This is a genomic window from Ruminococcus sp. SR1/5 (assembly GCF_000209835.1).
In the GTDB taxonomy this organism is placed as follows: Bacteria; Bacillota; Clostridia; order Lachnospirales; family Lachnospiraceae; genus Blautia_A; species Blautia_A fusiformis.
Genome location: NC_021014.1, coordinates 1,030,902 through 1,047,850, shown reverse-complemented (window position 1 = coordinate 1,047,850; position 16,949 = coordinate 1,030,902). Strand labels below are relative to the sequence as shown.

Genomic DNA, 16,949 nt, shown 5'->3' with positions numbered 1-16,949 from the left:
TGGAAAGGTATAAAAGGATGTATACAGGAAAAGGGATAGGCGTGGCGGTTCTGGACACCGGTATTTTTCCTCATATAGATTTTGGCAGCCGTATTTCCGTGTTTCGTGATTTTACAGGAGTCAGACGCAGCCCATATGATGATAACGGACATGGGACTCATGTCAGCGGGATCCTTGCAGGGGACGGAACTGCATCAGGTGGAAAATATAAAGGGGCTGCACCTGGCTGCAGTATCGCTGCTCTGAAGGTTCTGGATCGTTTCGGGAACGGAAGCAGGGAGGATGTGATGCGGGCATTTCGGTGGATCATGGAGTTTGGAAGCATTTATCATATCCGTATCGTTAATATTTCAGTGGGAACAACATCCCGGGATCATAAGGAACAGACAGATCTTCTTGAAGGAGTGGAAAAACTTTGGGATCTGGGATTTGTGGTGGTAGCTGCAGCAGGAAATCAGGGACCGGGGGCCGGCACGGTAACAGCACCGGGAAGCAGCCGGAAGATCATTACCGTAGGCTCCAGTGATATGCTGAATGGCAGAAAGGCAGTTTCCGGAAGAGGCCCTACTTTTGACTGTGTGTGCAAACCGGATCTGGTAGCGCCGGGAAGCCAGGTCATTGCCTGTGCACCGGGACTGCCGTACTCATATGGGCTCAAAAGCGGAACCTCCATGTCGACGCCTCTGGTGTCAGGAGGGATCGCCTGCCTTCTGGAAAAAGATCCCCGGCTTTCTAATGTAGAGGTAAAGATGTTGTTAAGAGAAAATGCAGAAGATATGGGACTTCCCAGAAATCAGCAGGGATGGGGGAAATTTAACTGTGAAAAACTGTTGGCAGGCTGAATTATTATACAATTCTTATAAACATAGTGTGGTAAAGCACAAAAGCGTTGACGGAACCGGAAAATATGAGTACAATGTACAGTAAAAGTGCTGAAGAAAGATTCTAAAGGAAAGAGTACCTGGAATCCGAACAGGAGAATAAACCTCAAAAGGAGAAAATAATATGGAAAAAATCAAAATGCAGACACCTTTAGTTGAGATGGATGGAGACGAGATGACACGTATCCTGTGGCAGATCATCAAGGATGAACTTCTCACACCGTATCTGGAACTGAATACAGAATATTATGATCTTGGTCTTGAGCACAGAAATGAGACAGATGATCAGGTTACCATTGATGCAGCAGAAGCAACCAAGAAATACGGAGTAGCCGTAAAATGTGCCACGATCACGCCAAACGCAGCCAGAATGGAAGAGTATGACCTGAAAAAAATGTACAAGAGTCCAAACGGAACGATCCGTGCTATTCTTGATGGAACTGTATTCCGTGCGCCGATCGTTGTAAAGGGAATCGAGCCATGTGTAAAGAATTGGGTGAAACCGATCACACTTGCACGTCATGCATATGGAGATATCTATAAGAATACAGAATTTTATATTGACAAGCCGGGAGATGCATATCTTGTATTTGAGGGCGAAGACGGAGAAGAGCGTAAGGAGCTGATCCAGCATTTTGATGGAGCAGGTGTTCTCCGTGGCATGCATAATCTTGATGATTCCGTAAAGAGCTTTGCGAGAAGCTGCTTTAATTATGCACTGGACACAAAGCAGGATGTATGGTTCGGAAGCAAGGATACCATTTCCAAAACATACGATGGAAGATTTAAAGAGATTTTCCAGCAGATCTTTGATGCAGAGTTTAAGGATAAATTTGAGGAAGCCGGCCTGACCTATTTTTACAGTCTGATCGATGATATCGTAGCCCGTGTTATGAAGGCAGAAGGCGGTTTTATCTGGGCATGCAAGAACTATGACGGAGATGTTATGAGCGACATGGTATCTTCCGCATTTGGCTCTCTTGCCATGATGACCTCTGTACTGGTATCCCCGAAGGGATATTTTGAGTATGAGGCTGCCCACGGAACAGTTCAGAGACACTATTATCGTCATCTTGAGGGAAAAGAAACATCCACAAACTCTGTTGCAACGATCTTTGCATGGACAGGAGCTCTCCGCAAGAGAGGCGAGCTGGACGGAAATGAAGCACTTGCTGATTTTGCAGGAAAACTGGAAAAAGCAACACTGGATACCATTGAAAGCGGAAAGATGACCAAGGATCTTGCACTGATCACTTCCCTGAAAGAGGTACAGGTATTGAACAGCAAAGAGTTTATCCTTGCTGTAAAGACAAAACTGGATGAACTGATGGCATAAATAATAGGAATTTCAGAATTTCAAGTAATTTCATAAAAATAAAAAATTGCACCGGAAGATCCAGGGATGGATCACGGTGCAGTTTTTTATGAGGGATATATATGGATCATCTGATCTCTGTCAGACCGAAACGTTCATGGCCTGCTGTACATGTTCCACAAGGATCTGCCGGACCTGGGGATATTCTCCAAGTCCCTTCAGTACAGGGGTGACTTCATATCCTTCGGAAGAAAGACGGTTCATCCAGGAGTCCGGATCTGCACCGGCCAGATCGTTCTGTGCATGGTCGCCGGCTACGATCATGAAAGGCGCTAGCACGATCTTTTTCGGATGAAAGCTGTCGGCAGCCCGGAGAAGGGAGTCCAGGGCCGGATAGGCTTCTACAGTTCCAAGAAAAATATTTTTATGTCCGGTATCTTTAAAACGGTAATCCAAAGCAGCATAAACCGTGTTTGCGTAGTGTTCTGTTCCATGTCCCATCAGTACAAGTGCAGTGTCCGGATCCATGTCCCGGAATTCATCTGCAACTACCCGGACGATCGCCTGGTTATCTTCTTCTGTTGTGAGAAGAGGATTTCCGAAAACAATACTGGAAAAACGGTCACGAAAAGAAAGCGCATCGGCTTTCATCTGATCATTTTCGATACCGTTGATCACATGAGTCGGCTGTACGATCACATCGGTGATACCATCCAGAAGCATCTGTTCCAGAGCCTCCTTTACCGTGTGGATCGTAAGACCGTCCCGCTTTTTCAGTTTGGCAATGATCATTTTGCTTGTCCATGCACGGTAGGTGGGACAGGCCGGGAATGCATCGGCAATATCGTGTTCGATGGCCTCGATGGTAAGCTTACGGGTGTTTTCATAGCTTGTGCCGAAACTTACTACTAGGATCGCTTTTTTTGAAGTTGAGTTCATACGGGGATTTCCTCCATCCTGATAATTATGGTGATTATGATAAACTCTTTATATTTCTCCGCTGGAATATAAAGATGATCCGCAATTTCTACCATAAGATATTATAAAAGGGAGGGCTGACATTGTCAATCGTAGTTGACTTTCCTTACGGAAATGTTTATCATAATAAAAGATTGTGGAAACAAAGGAGAAACGTAGGACATGAGTATATTCATGATTGGAATCGATCATAATATGGCACCTGTAGATGTCAGAGCGCAGTTTGCTTTTACCCGTAAAAATACCGGAGAGGCGCTGCGCAGGCTGAAAGAAGAAGCTGGGATCTGCGGGTGTATTATTCTGTCGACCTGTAACCGGCTGGAACTGTGGGTAAGTACTGCAGATGAGGAGAAGCCGGACCTGTATCAGTGGCTCTGCTCGTTGAAAGGTGTGCAGGGAGAACAATACCAGAAGTATTTTACCAGCAGAGAAAACGAAGAGGCGGTGGAGCACCTTTTTTATCTTACCAGCGGACTGAAATCCCAGATCCTGGGGGAAGATCAGATTCTGACCCAGGTAAAAGATGCGTTGAGTATGTCAAGGGATGAGTTTACCACAGACAGTGTTCTGGAGGTGCTTTTCCGTATGGCGGTAACTGCAGGCAAGAAGATCAAAACGGAAGTGCCGTTTTCCCATGGAAATCCTTCTGTGATCCATCAGGCCATCCGTTTTCTGGAAGAGGGCGGTTATCATGTTCGCAATAAAGTCTGTATGGTGATCGGAAACGGTGAGATGGGGAAGATGGCTGCCCAGACACTGCGTGAAGCAGGAGCGGATGTGACGGTTACGATCCGTCAGTACAGAAGTGGTGTTGTGAGCATTCCTGTTGGATGCAGCAGGATCAATTATGGTGAGAGAATGGATTATCTGCCGGAGTGTGACCTGGTGGTCAGCGCAACAGCAAGCCCCAATTATACACTGACTGAAGAATTGTTTGAGGATGTACGTGTGGAACGACCTATGATCCTTATCGATCTGGCAGTTCCAAGAGATATTGATCCGGAGATCCGAAAAAAAGATAACATCACACTTTATGATATGGACAGCTTCCGAACCGGCGAGACACCGAAGGAACTTGCAGATAACCTGGAAGCAGCAGGAGCCATTGTGAAGGCCCAGATGAACGAATTTTTCCAGTGGCTGGAAGGTCGTGATATCATCCCGCGCATCCAGGAGATCAAAGCGGATGCTGTGGAAGATCTGAACCTGAGGATCGAAAAAATCTTCCGGAAAACTCCTATGGAGGATTCAGACAGAGAAAAACTGAAAAAAGCAGTGGATACTGCAGCCGGAAAGGTTGTGAACAAGCTGATCTTCGGGCTTCGGGACAGCCTGAACCAGGATGCTTTTCTGGAATGTGTGGAAGGACTGGAGAAACTTTATGAAGAATAAACCTTATTTCCCCATGTTTATAGACCTGTCCGATAAAAATATCGTTGTGGCAGGTGGTGGTAATATTGCTACCAGAAGAATAAAGACTCTTCTGAAATTTACAAGAAATATCACGGTAGTGGCTACAAAAGTGACCCAGGAGCTTATGGATCTTGGAAAAGCAGGAACTGTAACTTTATATATCCGTCCCGTGAAACGTTCAGACTTTGCCAACGCATATATGGTGATCGCAGCCACCAATGACTGGAAGCTGAATGATGAGATCCACCGTGTCTGTAAGGAGGAGGGCATTTATGTTAATGTAGCCTCCGACCGGGAAGCCTGTGATTTTTATTTTCCGGGCGTATATATGCGGGATGAAATGGTAGTTGGAGTTACAGCCAGCGGACTGGATCACAAAAAAGCAAAGCGTGTAAGGGAAGAGATTCAGAATGCGCTGGAAAAAGTATTGGGAGAGCAGGATGAAGATGAAGAGAGATAAGATCGTGATCGGCAGCAGAGAGAGTAAGCTTGCAGTGCTGCAGAGCGAAATGGTCCGTGACTACATAAAAGGAAAAATCCGGATCTGGAAGTGGAAATCCTCACTATGAAAACTACCGGGGATATCATTCTGGACCGTACACTGGATAAGGTTGGCGGAAAAGGGCTTTTTGTAAAGGAGCTGGATAAAGCACTGATAGATGGAAGAAGTATTCTTTCTGTACACAGCCTGAAAGATATGCCTATGGAGGTTCCGGAGGAGCTGCCGCTTCTGGCTTTTTCCAAAAGAGAAGATCCGAGAGACGTACTGGTTCTTCCTGAGGGAGCTTCTGAACTTGATAAAAGCAAGCCCCTTGGATGCTCCAGCTTAAGGAGAACCTTACAGCTTAAAAAACTGTATCCGGATATGGATGTCAGAAGTATCCGCGGAAATCTTCAGACAAGACTCCGGAAGCTGGATGAAGGACAGTACAGTGCATTGATCCTGGCTGCTGCCGGCCTTAAGAGACTCGGACTGGGATCCAGGATCAACCGGTATTTTACAGCAGATGAGATCATTCCGGCTGCTGGTCAGGGAATCCTTGCTGTACAGGGAAGAAAAGGGGAAGCTTATGATTTCCTGGAGGGCTACTGTGATAAGGATGCCTGGACCGCGGGAAGTGCGGAGCGTGCTTTTGTAAAGCTCCTGGATGGAGGATGCTCTTCTCCGGTGGCTGCCCATGCGGAAATTCTCGGGGATGAGATCTATCTCAGAGGGCTTTATTATAATGAAAAAGACGGTTCCTATGTAACAGGAACACTGCGTGGCAATAAGGCAGATGCGGAAAGCTTAGGCAGGGAACTGGCAGAAACTCTTCGGAAAAAAGGAGAAAACAGATGAAAACAGGAAAAGTATGGCTGGTAGGAGCGGGTCCTGGCGATATCGGCCTTTTTACATTAAAAGGCCTCAAAGTGCTGGAACAGGCAGATGTGGTCGTCTATGACAGTCTGGTAGGTCAGGGAGTTCTGTCAAGAATCCCGGAAAATGCCAGGCTGATCAATGTAGGCAAACGTGCCAGTCACCATATCATGCGTCAGGAAAATATCAATCAGGTACTTCTTGAGGAGGCACAGCGGGGTCTTCGTGTGGTGCGCCTGAAAGGCGGAGATCCATTCCTCTTTGGAAGAGGAGGAGAGGAGCTGGAGCTTCTTCGGGAGAATGGGATCCCTTATGAGGTTGTTCCGGGTGTTACTTCCTCCATTGCAGTACCGGCATATAACGGGGTTCCGGTAACACACAGGGATTTCTGTTCTTCAGTCCACATCATTACAGGACATAAGAGGGCCGGAGAAGAATATGATATAGACTTCCGGGCACTTGTTGATACAAAGGGAACGCTTGTATTTCTGATGGGCGTGTCCGCACTTCCGGATATCTGCGAGGGTCTGATAGGTGCAGGAATGGAAAAGGACATGCCTGCGGCGATCCTGCAGAAGGGAACTACAGCAGGTCAGAAACGGATCGTAGCAACAGTTTCTACCCTGGAAGAAGAGGTGAAACGCCAGGGGATTGAGACACCGGCGATCATTGTGGTGGGTAAGGTATGTACACTGGCAGAGAAGTTTGGCTGGTATGAAGAACTGCCGCTTTCAGGATGGAAGGTCCTTGTCACAAGACCGAAGGAGCTTGTTTCCAGAACTGCGGACATGCTTCGTGAAAAAGGCGCGGAGGTTCTGGAGCTTCCGGCGATCCGTACTGTCCCCATGGAAGACCAGAGCCGTCTCTATAAAGCGCTGGATCACCTGGAGGAATATCAGTGGCTTGTATTTACCAGCCCTACAGGTGTAAGGGTATTTTTTGAAGAACTGATCCGCCATGGAAAAGATATCCGTGCCATGGGAAATGCCCGTCTGGCCGTGATCGGGGAAGGAACAAAAAAGGCCCTGAAGGAAAGAGGTCTGCTGGCAGATTTTGTGCCGTCGGTATATGACGGGGATACTCTTGGAAAGGAACTTTCAGAGCTTCTTTCCGGTGGAGAAAAGATACTTATCCCGCGGGCAGAAAAGGGTAATGAAAAGCTCACCGCATTTCTTGCACAGGCAGGCGCTGTGGTCGAGGATGTTCCGACTTATCAGACTCTTTACGAAAAGAGCCAGCTCATCGATGAGAAGAAGGAATTTGAAACAGGACAGATCAGCTGTGCGGTGTTTACAAGTGCCTCCACTGTGAAGGGATTTGTAGAGGGAACAAAAGGACTGGATTATTCAAAGGTTAAGGCGGCCTGCATCGGCAGACAGACGAAGGCGGCTGCTGAGAGCTTTGGAATGAAAGCATATATGTCAGAAAAAGCCACCATTGACAGTCTTGTCAAGCTGGTGGTGGATATGAAAAGGAGCGAATGATCATGGAACTGACAAAAAGACCAAGAAGATTAAGAGGTAGCGAAAACCTTCGTAAGATGGTACGTGAGACAAGAATGGATAAATCTTCTCTTATGTATCCTATGTTCGTAATGGAAGGAGAAAATAAGGAAGAAGAAATTCCGTCCATGACCGGGCAGTACCGTTACAGCCTGGACCGTCTTCCGTATAAACTGGAACAGCTTTCCAAAGCCGGTGTAGGCAGTGTGATGTTTTTTGGTATTCCTGACCATAAGGATGAAGTGGGCAGCGGTGCCTATGATCCGGAGGGGATCGTTCAGAGAGCTCTTCGCATTGCAAAAGAGAAATTTCCGGAGCTTTATTATGTAACAGATGTATGTATGTGTGAGTACACTTCCCATGGCCATTGCGGCGTTCTCTGCGGTCATGATGTGGACAATGACAAGACGCTGGAGCTTCTTGCAAAAACAGCACTTTCCCACGTGGAGGCAGGTGCAGATATGGTTGCTCCGTCTGATATGATGGATGGTCGTGTTGCAGCAATCCGTCAGTGTCTGGACAAGGCCGGACATTATACAACACCGATCATGTCCTATGCAGTAAAATATGCTTCTGCATTTTATGGCCCGTTCCGTGAGGCAGCAGATTCTGCTCCGTCTTTTGGGGACAGAAAAAGCTACCAGATGGATCCTCACAACAGCAGAGAAGGGCTGAAAGAGGCACTTGCAGATGTGGAAGAGGGTGCAGATATCATCATGGTAAAACCGGCTCTTGCATACCAGGACATGATCTGGCAGGTAAAGGAGATCACAAACGTTCCGGTTGCCGCATACAGTGTCAGTGGTGAGTATGCAATGGTAAAAGCAGCAGCTGCAAACGGCTGGATCGACGAAGAAAGGATCGTGGGTGAGATGGCTACAGGAGCATTCCGGTCCGGTGCGCAGATCTATCTTACCTATTATGCGGAGCTTCTGGCAAGACTTATGGATGAAGGGAGGATCGGCTGATGACAAGATCAGAACAGTTATTTGAGCGTGCGGTAAAAAGAATCCCGGGAGGCGTAAACAGCCCGGTAAGATCTTACGGAGCCATCGGTGAGGCACCTCGTTTTATTGAAAAAGCAGATAAATGCTACATCTATGATGTAGATGGAAACCGTTATGTGGATTACATTGATTCCTGGGGCCCGATGATCCTGGGACATAATTTCCCGGAGATCCGCGAGAGTGTGATCAAGGCCTGCGAAAATGGCCTGAGCTTTGGCTGTGCTACAGGAATCGAAGTAGAGATCGCAGAATTTATCTGTGAACATATTCCACATGTAGATATGATCCGTATGGTAAACTCAGGAACAGAAGCTGTTATGAGTGCCATCCGTGCAGCAAGAGGTTTTACCGGAAAAGACAAGATCATCAAATTTGCAGGTTGCTATCACGGACACAGTGACTGCCTTCTGGTAAGTGCCGGCTCCGGTGTCATGGCAAGTGGTATTCCGGATAGCGCCGGTGTTCCGAAGGGCTGTACACAGGATACCATGACGGCTACCTACAATGATGCCGCCAGTGTGGAAGCACTTCTCAAACAGGAAGAGGGAAATGTGGCAGCCGTGATCGTGGAGGCAGTAGGAGCAAACATGGGTGTGGTTCCTCCGAAACCAGGCTTCTTAAAGCGGCTTCGTGAGCTTTGCGATGAGCATAATTGTCTGCTGATCTTTGATGAAGTGATCACAGGCTTCCGACTTGCCTTTGGCGGAGCAGCAGAGTATTTTGGTATCCGTCCGGATCTTGTCACCTACGGGAAAATAATCGGCGCAGGAATGCCGGTAGGCGCTTATGGCGGACGTAAGGAGATCATGGATCTGATCTCACCGTGTGGTCCTGTATACCAGGCAGGTACCTTAAGCGGAAACCCGGTTGCCATGGCTGCAGGTTTCACACAGCTGAAATATCTCTATGAGCATCAGGAAATCTACAAAGATCTGGCTGCCAAAGGTGAGAAGCTTTACGGCGGCTTGAAGAAGATCGTGGAGGAAAAAGGTCTTCCATATCAGGTAAACTATGATTCTTCTCTGGCAAGTATTTTCTTTACAGACCAGGAGGTAAAAGACTATGTTTCTGCAAAAACATCCAACCTGGAGCTTTTTGCAAAATATTTCAAGGGAATGCTGAAACGAGGCATTCATCTTGCACCTTCCCAGTTTGAGGCGATGTTCCTTTCCACAGCGCATACAGATGAAGTAATTGATGAAACTCTGGAAGCAATGAGAGGCGCTTTGGGAGATCTGTAAAGAGGCGTAATGGATGCGCAGGAGCCGATTCATTTGCGTGGATTATGTGTGAACGCCATAGTGAACGGTAGCTTTGCATAAAAAATTGCACAAAAGATAACAGGATGGTAACTTGTTCTTGCAGAAGCTTTGTGATAAAATAAACACAAAAATACGTAACCAATGTAAAAAGCAGGAGGCCAGAACTTATGGGAAAAAAGAAGTACGTGGCTTACGTGGGAACATATACCCATGGAACCAGTAAGGGAATTCAGGTATACGATGTAGATGTAGAAAAAGGAACACTCACAGAACGAAGCGAAGTGGAAGTTAGCAATGCTTCTCATCTGGCAGTATCAAAAAACGGTAAATATCTGTATTCCATTGAGGATGAGGGTGTAGCTGTATTTGAAAGAGACAAGAACGGTGATCTTACCCGCCTCAACAGTGTGGATATCAACGGAATGCGAGGCTGCTATCTTGCAACAGATGTGGACGGAAGATATCTTTATGTGGCAGGGTACCATGATGGTAAGGTAACGGTTGTACATACACATAAAGACGGCCGTCTGGGAAGTGTTATGGACGGCGTTTTCCACAAGGGACTTGGAAGCGTGGCAGAGCGTAACTTCCGTCCGCATGTTAATTGTGTACGTCCGACACCGGATAATAAGTATCTCTGTGCGGTAGATAATGGTATCGATCAGGTTAAGATCTATCGTATCAATAAGAAGAAAGACAAACTGGAGCTGGTTGACATTCTTCGCTGCCCGAGAGAGAGCGGCCCTCGTATCATCCGCTTCAGTGATGACGGAAGATTTGCATATCTTCTTTTTGAGCTCAGCAATGAGGTGAAGGTATACAGCTATGACGGAAGCGGTAAGAACCCGGAGTTTCAGCTGCTTCAGAGCATTACCACTCTTGGAAAAGAGGATTCCAATGATGCGCTCCATAACGCAGCTTCCGGTATGTCTCTTTCTGCGGACGGTAAATATCTTTTCTGTACAACAGCAGGGGAAAATACTGTGACTATGTATGCAGTAGACCAGGAAACAGGCCTTCTGACCAAGAAATTTACACTTCCGATCAGTGGTGATTACCCGAAGGATCTTATGATCTTCCCGGATAACAAGCATATTGCTATTGCCAATCATGCCAGCAACAGTATTACCGTTTTCACTGTGGATTATGAAAAGAATATCATCATGATGAACGAAAAACCGAGAAAGATCGAGACACCGAACTGTATCCATATCTGGCCGGTACCGGATACATGGGAGCAGTTGGATTAAGAACAGGATTGATCAAAGTAAGTCTTGCACAGGCAGACAAAAACAGGCTCAGGGACGAGTAGGAACTTTCCCTGAGTCTGTTTTTTTGCGCATTTATATTTTTTTATCTGACAGGTCAAAATGTGAAATTACCGCTGATAAAATTCGTGGATACGATCCATCCGTGCACTCATATTGTTAAAAAGTGCATCTGTAATGGTAAGTGCTGCCATAGCTTCCACAACGACTACTGCACGCGGTACGATCACCGGATCATGCCGGCCCTTGATCTCAAGCTCCAGGTTTTCTCCGGTGTTGGTCACAGTAGACTGAGACTGACTGATGGAAGGAGTTGGTTTGATATGTGCACGGAGAATGATATCGCTGCCATCACTCATACCGCCCATAATACCACCTGCGTGGTTGGAAGTTTTGGAAATAATGCCGTCTTTTTGTACAAAACCGTCGTTGTCTTCGGAACCGGTAAGACGTGTCACGTTGATGCCGTCACCGATCTCAACAGCTTTTACAGCACCAATGGACATGATCGCATGAGCGAGGGTAGCATCCAGCTTGTCAAAAACCGTATCGCCCAGACCGGCAGGAACGTTTTTGATGCGGCATTCGATCACACCGCCGGCACTGTCCTGACTGTTCAGACATTGTTCGAGATAGGCAGATGCCTTTGCGGCTGCGTCGGCATCTGGCATGCAGAGTGCATTATTTCGGATCTCTTCTTCTGAGAAGGACCGGATCTCTACAGGACCGATGGATCTTGCGTAGGTAGTAAATGTAATGCCAAGTTCGTTTAACAGCTTGATGGCAATGGCACCGGCTGCCACACGTCCGGCGGTTTCTCTTCCGGAGGAGCGTCCACCTCCACGGTAATCACGGAATCCGTATTTCTGGTCAAAGGTAAAGTCTGCGTGACCGGGACGATAGGAGTATGCGATATTTCCGTAATCTCTGGAACGCTGATCTGTATTGCGGATCAGAAGAGAAATTGGAGTACCGGTAGTCTTTCCTTCAAAAACTCCGGAAAGGATCTCCACCAGATCTCCTTCCTTACGGGCAGTTGTATAACGGCTCTGACCGGGCTTTCTCCGGTCAAGAAAAACCTGGATATCTTCTTCGCAGAGAGAAAGACCTGCGGGACAGCCGTCGAGAACGGCACCGATAGCCTTGCCGTGAGATTCTCCCCAGGTGGTAACCACGAATTTTTTCCGAATGATGACTGACTCATTTGTATAACTTCCTTTCGTTGGAATTCTGGAATCATTATATAGGAAGCCGGAAAAAATGTAAAGAACGTGGAAGGCAGAATGAATTTTTATGTAAAGATCATGTGAAATTATTTAAAAGCTCTTTTAAAAAGAAAAGGTATGAATTGACAAAGCTATTTTGACTATTTATAATAAAAAAGAATTTTGCCCTGGCAAAAGAAAAGCAAGAGAAGGGAAGTGGGAATCGTGGTAAGGATTTACAAGACAATAGACGGAGCCATCCACCAGATACAGGAACCGGAGGAAGGCTGCTGGATTGCGCTGACGAATCCGACGGCAACAGAGATTTTTGAATTTTCCGAGAAGTTTGATATAGAGGTTGACGATTTACGATCCCCTTTGGATGAGGAAGAACGGTCACGTATCGAAGTTGAGGATAATTATACACTGATCCTGGTTGATGTTCCTATGATCGAGGAACGTAATGACAAGGACTGGTATGGGACAATACCGCTTGGCATCATTGTGACGGGGTCTATGATCTTTACCATCTGTCTGGAGGACACACCGGTTCTTACCAGATTTATGGAGGGAAGAGTCCGGAGCTTTTTACCTATATGAAGACCCGTTTTATCTTTCAGATCCTTTACAGAAATGCGAGCATGTACCTGCGTTATCTGCGTATCATTGACAAAAAAAGTGAGCAGGTGGAAGAAAAACTGCATCTTTCCACAAGAAATGAAGAGCTGATCGAGCTTCTGGAGCTGCAGAAATCCCTGACTTATTTTATCACATCACTCCGGTCCAATGAGGTTGTGCTGGAGAAGCTTCTGAAGATAGACAGCATCAAGAAATATCCGGAGGACACCGATCTTCTGGAGGATGTCATCACTGAGAATAAGCAGGCGATCGAAATGGCCAATGTGTACAGCGGTATCCTGAACGGAACTATGGATGCTTTTGCATCGATCATCTCCAATAATATGAATATCGTTATGAAGGTACTGGCAATCATTACTATTGTCATGAGTATTCCGACTATTGTGTTCAGTGCTTACGGAATGAATGTGGCTGGTTCCGGTATGCCCTTATCAAGGAGTCCATTGGGATTTCTGATCATTATCCTGATTTCTGTGGCAATCAGTGTTGTGGCAGCGATCATTCTTTCCAAGAAGCGATTTTTCTGATTTTCAAAAGTTTTCTGAAAGGAGATTTTAATGAAATTTATTGACAAACTGGAACGTAAATTCGGAAGATTCGGGGTTCCGAATCTGACTGTTTACATCATCGGATGTTATGTGTTGGGGTATTTTCTGGCTATGTTTGCTCCGGGAGTTTTGAACATGCTGAGTCTTGATATGTCCATGGTCATGAAGGGACAGATCTGGAGACTGGTGACATGGGTGATCTATCCGCCGTCCAGTGTGGGAGGAACTGGCAATCTTGTGATGTTCCTTCTCGCAATCTTTTTTTTCTATTATCCGATCGGTACTTCACTGGAACATACCTGGGGAACTTTTCGGTACACATTGTATATTTTTTCAGGTGTTTTGTTTACTGTGATCGCAGCAGTGCTTTTACATGTATTTACAGGTGGTTATGTGGTTATGAACGGGATCGCCTATTCTCTTGGCGGAAATATTTTTACCACATATTATATCAGTCTTTCTATTTTCCTTGCCTATGCAGTCACATATCCGGATCTTCAGCTGCTTCTTATGTTTGTGATCCCGATCAGGATGAAATGGATGGCCTTTGTATACGGACTGTTCATTGCGTGGGATATCGTATCTTATCTTCGAGTCGGGCTTTGGGTAGGTGTAGTACCGATCGTAGCATCACTTTTAAATTTTGTGATCTTTTATTTCAGTACCCGTGATATGAACCGATACAATCCGAAGGAGATCCACAGGAGGCAGCAGTTTAAGAAGGCTGTGGCTCCTTCCAGAACAGGGTCCGGTCCGGATGGGATCGCCAAGCATAAATGTGCGATCTGCGGACGTACCGAAAAGGATGACCCAAACCTGGAGTTTCGTTTCTGCTCAAAGTGCAACGGAAATTATGAATATTGTCAGGATCATTTATTTACACATAAACACGTACAGTAAAACGCACAAACGAAGGAGAACATTATTATGAAAAAACTAAGATTATCTGTACACTTGGACCTGCCAGTAATAACAGGGAAACTCTGAAGGCTCTTATGGAGAATGGAATGGATATTGCCAGATTCAACTTTTCTCACGGAGACCACGAGGAGCAGAAGGGCCGTGTGGATATGATCAAGGAGCTTCGTGAGGAGCTTGATATGCCTATTGCCATGCTTCTTGACACAAAGGGACCGGAGATCCGTACCAGACTTTTAAAGGACGGACAGAAGGTTAAGCTGGAAGCGGGAAAACAGTTTGTACTTGGAATTGGCGATTTTGAAGGCGACAGCACAAAGGTTGCTATCACATATGAGACACTTTACAAGGATGTAAAACCGGGAAACAGGATCCTCATTGATGATGGTCTGATCGAGTTGGAGGTTAAGGCGATCAAGGAAACCGATATTGTCTGTGATATCTTAAACGGTGGTGAGCTGGGAGAGAAGAAGGGTGTAAATGTTCCCTATGTAAAAGTAAATCTTCCGGGAATCACAGAGCAGGATAAGAAGGACATTATCTTTGGTATCGAGCAGAAATTTGATTTCATCGCGGCATCTTTTGTCCGTTCCGCAGAGGTGATCCGTGAGATCCGTAAGCTTCTGAATGATAATGGTGGAAAGGATATCGGTATTATCGCGAAGATCGAGAATGCAGAGGGTGTTGAGAATATTGATTCCATCATTGAAGCATCTGACGGTATCATGGTTGCCAGAGGAGATCTCGGTGTGGAAATTCCTGCAAGCCAGGTACCTCACATCCAGAAGGAAATCATCCGTAAGTGTAACGAACATTATACACCGGTTATCACAGCAACACAGATGCTTGATTCCATGATCCGTAATCCGCGTCCTACACGTGCAGAGGTAGCTGATGTTGCCAATGCGATCTACGACGGAACCGATGCGATCATGCTTTCCGGAGAGACAGCAGCTGGTAAATATCCGGTTGATGCTCTTAAGATGATGGCAGATATCGCAGAGATGACAGAGCCGCATCTGGATTATAAAGTGTTTATTGAACATCGTTCCATGGATGGAAGAGAGAAGATCTCCAGTGCAGTGGCACTTGCAACGGTGCGTACTGCAAAGAACCTGAAGGCGAACGCTATCGTAACACCGACAATGAGTGGAAATACAGCCAGACTGATCTCCAATTTCCGCCCGAAGGTTCCAATCTATGCGATTACACCAAACTCAACCATCCAGCATAAACTTCAGCTGATTTGGGGTGTAACACCTCTGAAAGGATATCAGAGAGATACCACGGACCATATCATGTCTCAGGCCATGAATGTTGTCCGCAGCCGTCATCTGATACATAAAGGAGACCTTGTTGTATTTACAGCAGGAGACCCTGCGACCAACATGACAAACGGTCGTGGTGCAGTGACAAATATGATGCACGTGATTGAGGCAGAATAAGACTGAGTTTTCTTCGGGAACAGCAGTCGGAAAAACAGGAGATGCAGTTATTATGAAAAAAGAACCATTTGTGACACTTGAGAAACTTAACGAAATTACTGAAAAGTTTCCGACACCCTTCCATCTCTATGATGAGAAGGGGATCCGTGAGAATGCAAAAGCCCTGAAAGAGGCCTTTGCATGGAACAAAGGATTCAAGGAATTTTTTGCGGTAAAGGCAACACCGAATCCATATCTGATCAATATTCTGCAGGAGTATGGCTGTGGCTGCGACTGCTCCTCAGAAACAGAGCTTATGATGGCCAAGGCAGTAGGCTGCAAAAAGGGCGATATCATGTTTTCTTCCAATGACACACCGGAGAAAGAGTTCAGATATGCAGATGAGATCGGTGGGATCATCAACCTTGATGACATCACACATATTGAGAGCGTAGAGAAAGCTCTCGGAAAAATCCCGGAAGTGATCAGCTGCCGTTACAATCCAGGTGGAGTATTTAAGATCAGTAACGGTATCATGGATAATCCCGGAGATGCAAAATACGGAATGACTACCGAGCAGATCTTTGACGCATTCCGTATCCTGAAATCCAAAGGTGCCAAAGAGTTCGGAATCCATGCATTCCTTGCAAGCAACACAGTGACCAATGATTATTATCCAATGCTTGCAAAGGTTATGTTTGAGCTTGCCGTGAAGCTTCAGAAGGAGACAGGTGCACACATTAAATTCATCAACCTTTCCGGTGGTATCGGAATTCCTTATAAACCGGATCAGGAGCCAAATGATATCCGTGTGATCGGTGAGGGTGTCCGCAAGGTTTATGAAGAAGTACTTGTTCCGGAAGGAATGGGTGATGTTGCGATCTATACAGAGCTTGGCCGTTTCATGATGGGACCGTATGGCTGCCTTGTCACAAAAGCAATCCATGAGAAGCATACACATAAAGAGTATATCGGCGTAGATGCCTGTGCAGTAAATCTGATGCGTCCGGCTATGTATGGTGCTTATCATCACATTACGGTTATGGGTAAGGAGAAAGAGCCGTGCGATCATAAATATGATGTGACAGGTTCCCTCTGTGAGAATAATGATAAATTTGCCATTGACCGTATGCTTCCGAAAATCGACAAGGGAGATCTTCTTGTGATCCATGATACAGGTGCTCATGGTTTTGCAATGGGTTATAACTACAATGGTAAACTGAAATCTGCAG

Annotated in this window: 12 protein-coding genes and 3 pseudogenes; 13 read left to right on the top strand and 2 right to left on the bottom strand. The window is 46.1% G+C overall.

Annotation, left to right across the window (positions count from 1 at the left end; translation table 11 throughout):
- The first annotated feature begins 17 nt into the window (after window positions 1–17).
- A complete protein-coding gene (locus CK1_RS05355) occupies window positions 18–842 on the top strand; it encodes a S8 family peptidase (RefSeq protein WP_015525272.1) in 825 nt (274 codons plus the stop codon).
- Between the two features lie 163 nt (window positions 843–1,005).
- Window positions 1,006–2,217, top strand: a complete 1,212-nt coding sequence (locus CK1_RS05350) for an NADP-dependent isocitrate dehydrogenase (RefSeq protein WP_015525271.1) — start codon at window positions 1,006–1,008, stop codon at window positions 2,215–2,217.
- Window positions 2,218–2,337: 120 nt separating this feature from the next.
- Here CK1_RS05350 and CK1_RS05345 read toward each other — a convergent pair whose 3' ends face one another.
- Entirely contained in the window at window positions 2,338–3,135 is a 798-nt protein-coding gene (locus CK1_RS05345; RefSeq protein WP_015525269.1) for a sirohydrochlorin cobaltochelatase, read from the bottom strand.
- 201 nt (window positions 3,136–3,336) lie between these two features.
- On the opposite strand from CK1_RS05345, the gene hemA reads away from it, so the two are divergent.
- The 7 genes and pseudogenes from hemA to CK1_RS05310 all read left to right on the top strand — a co-directional run bounded on the left by hemA (window position 3,337) and on the right by CK1_RS05310 (window position 10,965).
- The gene (gene hemA, locus CK1_RS05340) at window positions 3,337–4,566 is read left to right on the top strand and encodes a glutamyl-tRNA reductase (protein ID WP_015525268.1); all 1,230 of its coding nucleotides are present in this window, start codon (window positions 3,337–3,339) and stop codon (window positions 4,564–4,566) included.
- Window positions 4,556–5,047 (top strand): precorrin-2 dehydrogenase/sirohydrochlorin ferrochelatase family protein, encoded by a 492-nt coding sequence (locus CK1_RS05335; protein WP_015525267.1) that lies wholly within the window; start codon window positions 4,556–4,558, stop codon window positions 5,045–5,047. Before hemA ends, CK1_RS05335 begins: the two co-directional genes overlap by 11 nt.
- Window positions 5,034–5,926, top strand: a pseudogene (hemC, locus tag CK1_RS05330) (hydroxymethylbilane synthase). The gene CK1_RS05335 and the pseudogene hemC overlap by 14 nt, the downstream one beginning before the upstream one ends.
- The gene (cobA, locus tag CK1_RS05325; protein ID WP_015525264.1) at window positions 5,923–7,428 is read left to right on the top strand and encodes a uroporphyrinogen-III C-methyltransferase; all 1,506 of its coding nucleotides are present in this window, start codon (window positions 5,923–5,925) and stop codon (window positions 7,426–7,428) included. The pseudogene hemC and the gene cobA overlap by 4 nt, the downstream one beginning before the upstream one ends.
- Before the next feature lie 2 nt (window positions 7,429–7,430).
- Window positions 7,431–8,414, top strand: a complete 984-nt coding sequence (hemB, locus tag CK1_RS05320) for a porphobilinogen synthase (protein WP_022426908.1) — start codon at window positions 7,431–7,433, stop codon at window positions 8,412–8,414.
- Window positions 8,414–9,694, top strand: a complete 1,281-nt coding sequence (gene hemL / locus CK1_RS05315) for a glutamate-1-semialdehyde 2,1-aminomutase (RefSeq protein WP_015525262.1) — start codon at window positions 8,414–8,416, stop codon at window positions 9,692–9,694. The genes hemB and hemL overlap by 1 nt, the downstream gene beginning before the upstream one ends.
- A 188-nt stretch (window positions 9,695–9,882) precedes the next feature.
- On the top strand, window positions 9,883–10,965 hold the full coding sequence (locus CK1_RS05310) for a lactonase family protein (RefSeq protein WP_015525261.1): 1,083 nt from the start codon (window positions 9,883–9,885) through the stop codon (window positions 10,963–10,965).
- Between the two features lie 128 nt (window positions 10,966–11,093).
- On the opposite strand, the gene aroC is transcribed toward CK1_RS05310, so the two are convergent.
- The gene (aroC, locus tag CK1_RS05305; protein ID WP_306288780.1) at window positions 11,094–12,158 is read right to left on the bottom strand and encodes a chorismate synthase; all 1,065 of its coding nucleotides are present in this window, start codon (window positions 12,156–12,158) and stop codon (window positions 11,094–11,096) included.
- Window positions 12,159–12,413: 255 nt separating this feature from the next.
- Between aroC and CK1_RS05300 the strand changes: the two are divergent.
- From CK1_RS05300 to CK1_RS05285, 4 genes and pseudogenes are all read left to right on the top strand, one after another.
- Window positions 12,414–13,354, top strand: a pseudogene (locus CK1_RS05300) (magnesium transporter CorA family protein).
- Window positions 13,355–13,384: 30 nt separating this feature from the next.
- Entirely contained in the window at window positions 13,385–14,275 is an 891-nt protein-coding gene (locus CK1_RS05295; RefSeq protein ID WP_015525259.1) for a cation-translocating P-type ATPase, read from the top strand.
- A 26-nt stretch (window positions 14,276–14,301) separates the two neighbouring features.
- Window positions 14,302–15,738: pseudogene (pyk, locus tag CK1_RS05290) on the top strand (pyruvate kinase); the annotation flags it as partial.
- 52 nt (window positions 15,739–15,790) lie between these two features.
- The coding region (locus tag CK1_RS05285; RefSeq protein ID WP_306288779.1) for a diaminopimelate decarboxylase at window positions 15,791–16,949 on the top strand (1,159 nt) is incomplete at its 3' end.